Genomic DNA, 2,715 nt, shown 5'->3' with positions numbered 1-2,715 from the left:
GGAGCCGCCCCCTTCGGCGCCGAATTCGGCTACACCACCGGCACATCCGGATTTCTCGGCTGGGTCCGGCATTGGGCGGCCGGCAAACCATGGTTCGACGCTCCCTGAACCCGTCCACACACGGTACTGCGAACATCGACGAAAGGTAGCGGCGCCGAGCCACGCGATGACCATCGTCTCCGGCGATGCTGCGCGCTCATGCCGCGATCCGCGCGCTACAGACCGTGATGGCCCAGATGGCGGCCCGGCACACGGATCTGCCGAAAGTCGCGCGTTTGTCTTCATAACGGCCAACTACCCGCTGGCGTGCACGCACGTCTACGACATCAGGCCAGGTCTGTCGGTCTGCCGCAGTACGAGATCTCGCGGCCGGCTCGATAGGCAGTTGATCGCGCACCCGGGCGATCAGTGAGACTGATGAACGCGCGCACATCTGCCGCTGATGGTGCGCGGGCCTTGAGGCTGGGTGTCACCCGCCAGCTGAGTCCCAGACACGCTCGAACGCGGCTCGTGTGATGGCGAACGGGCTCCAGTCTTCTTCTGGATCATCCAGGCTCGCCTCGCCGAGGCCGCCGTACTGGTCTTCTTCGTGTCCGGGCCCGTAGCGCAGGACCGACCCAGCGTCGTACACCTCGATCTGCCGGACCGGCCAACCGTCGTCATCGACCTCGAAGTACCAGACCGAGTGCCCCCATGTGTCGAACTCGTCACCGCGCGACTCCTCCCAGCGGCGGCGATAGAAGCGTCCATCCATGGCCGCAAGCGTAGATCCACTTCCGTGCGCGGATCTGCCGCAATGCGATCGTCGCCGTCCGTAAGGCCGACGGCACTCGCCAGTGGCTCGGACGTGCCGAGCAGCGTGTATTCGACCGTGGCGTTCTCGACGCGCTGGTAGGACGGTCCGTGGCGAAAGTCGGCCGACGGGGACGCCGGGCTGGCCTGCGGTGGGGCGTAGTCATCACCCGAAAGTCCGCCACTCCTGTTGCGGAATGCGACTTTCAGTTGTGTCCCAGCAGCGATCCGCCTCGCCGTTCCCACCATCACTGGGCGGCTCAGCAACACGTCGCCCGGCAGATGCTTAAAAACTAGAGCATGTAGGCCTGGCCTGCGGACACGAAGGCGAGCTCGCCGGTCGTCGATGCCATGCCCTGGCCGGTGCAGTTGGTGTAGAGGTCGGCCGTGTAGTCATTCGGCGGGCCGATCCGGGTCGGCGAGGCCGCGCCCACCTGGTAGTCGTAGATGTCGAGATTGCCGTCGTTGCCGCCGGGCAGCATCGTGGACAGGCCGGTGAAGACGACCTCTTTGCCGTCTTCGCGCAGCCCGCAGAGGTAACGGGCCTTGTCCACGCCGGTCACCTCCGTCCCGTCCAGGATCAAGGTGTCCTCTCCGCCAATATTGAGCTTCGTGACGGCGAGGTGCGCGTCGTTCAGGGTGGGCTGCACGCCCTGGTAGCAGACGTCGCCGCCGTTGAAGAAGCAGTTTCCCGCGTAGACCAGGGTCGTGGTGGCGGTGGCTCGGCTGTAGCGGAAGACGCTGCCCTGGTACCGGCCGCAGTCGGCGGTCACGAAGTAGACGACCGAGGCGTCGCCGACGAACCGTACCTCCCACGGCTCCCGCGTCAGGTTGGTGCCGTCAGGGCAGTGGAAAGGGCTCCAGCTGGCACTACTGATCCGGTAGAGGCCGGTGCCGCTCACGTAGACCAGGTCGCCGTCGTCCGAGATGTGGAATTTCTCGTGGTAACCGCTGAAGGTCAAGGCAAACGGAGTCAGTGCGCCGGTGGTCCGGTCGTAGCGCCGATACTCGGGGTGTTCCTCCTCGCCGGCCAGCAGGGCGAAGCGGCCGTTGGAGGAGATGGCCAGCAGTTCATGCAGATAGTCGGTCGCGACGACGCGGGTGGTCGTGCCGGCCACCCGGTCGCGCACGTACACCGACATCGATGTGGTCGCCGGAGCGGCCACGAGGTCGGTGGCCGTGGAGACGAAGTACACGTACCGGCCATTGCTGCTGGCCCTGGCGGAGAACGATTCGCCGTTGCCGGGATCGCCGGTGGTGGAGATCGAGATCAGCTCGGCGTTGGGGATCGTCCAGCCCACTACAAGGTCGATCTGGCGGCTGGCCGTGGTGCCGTCCTTGTCGGTGACCTTGACGGTCAGGGGGAAGCGGCCAGGGGAGGTCGGTGTGCCGGTGATCGCGCCGGCGCTGTCGGCGGTCAGCGGTGCGGGCAGCCCGGTGACCTGGAACGTATAGGGCGGCTTGCCGCCTATCGCCTGCACCGTCGCGGTGTAGGGACGGTCCACGACGGCCGCGCGCAGCGACGAGGTCGAGACGGTCAACGGCGGCGGCGGCCAGATGCGCAGTGTGACGGTGCGGTTGTCGCTGCGGCCCTGGGAGTCGGTCAGCCTGAGGGTGAACGTCCAGTCGCCGGCCGCCGCCGCGGTGGGCGTTCCGGCGATGTGGTTGCCGGCCAGCGTCAGACCCGGTGGCAGGGAGCCGTAGGCCTTGGTCAAGGTCAGCGGCGCCACTCCGCCCGTGATGGCGACGGTGGCGTCGTAGGGCTGGTTGACGTACCCGTCGGAAAGGCCCACATTGGCTAGGGCCTGTCTCGTGGATCAGCGCGGCCTAGGATCTCACCAAAGGGTGCCGGCGGTGCGGATGGTGTCGAGCAGGACCCAGACGGCGTAGCTCGCCGTCAGCAGCGCGACGGCCGCCCCGGCG

2 protein-coding genes are annotated in these 2,715 nt (G+C 67.1%); both read right to left on the bottom strand.

Annotated elements, in window-relative coordinates; genetic code table 11:
• Positions 1-469: 469 nt before the first annotated feature.
• Positions 470-754: a DUF6881 domain-containing protein gene (locus ABD901_RS58295; protein ID WP_345144950.1), complete on the bottom strand. Its 285-nt coding sequence runs from the start codon at positions 752-754 to the stop codon at positions 470-472.
• A 331-nt stretch (positions 755-1,085) separates the two neighbouring features.
• Complete coding sequence (locus ABD901_RS58290; RefSeq protein ID WP_345144948.1) at positions 1,086-2,585, bottom strand: Ig domain-containing protein; 1,500 nt, start codon at positions 2,583-2,585, stop codon at positions 1,086-1,088.
• Positions 2,586-2,715 lie beyond the last annotated feature (130 nt).

Source organism: Dactylosporangium darangshiense (assembly GCF_039537565.1).
In the GTDB taxonomy this organism is placed as follows: Bacteria; Actinomycetota; Actinomycetes; order Mycobacteriales; family Micromonosporaceae; genus Dactylosporangium; species Dactylosporangium darangshiense.
Note: the sequence above shows the minus strand (reverse complement) of the source record. Positions and strands in the feature narration are given on the sequence as shown.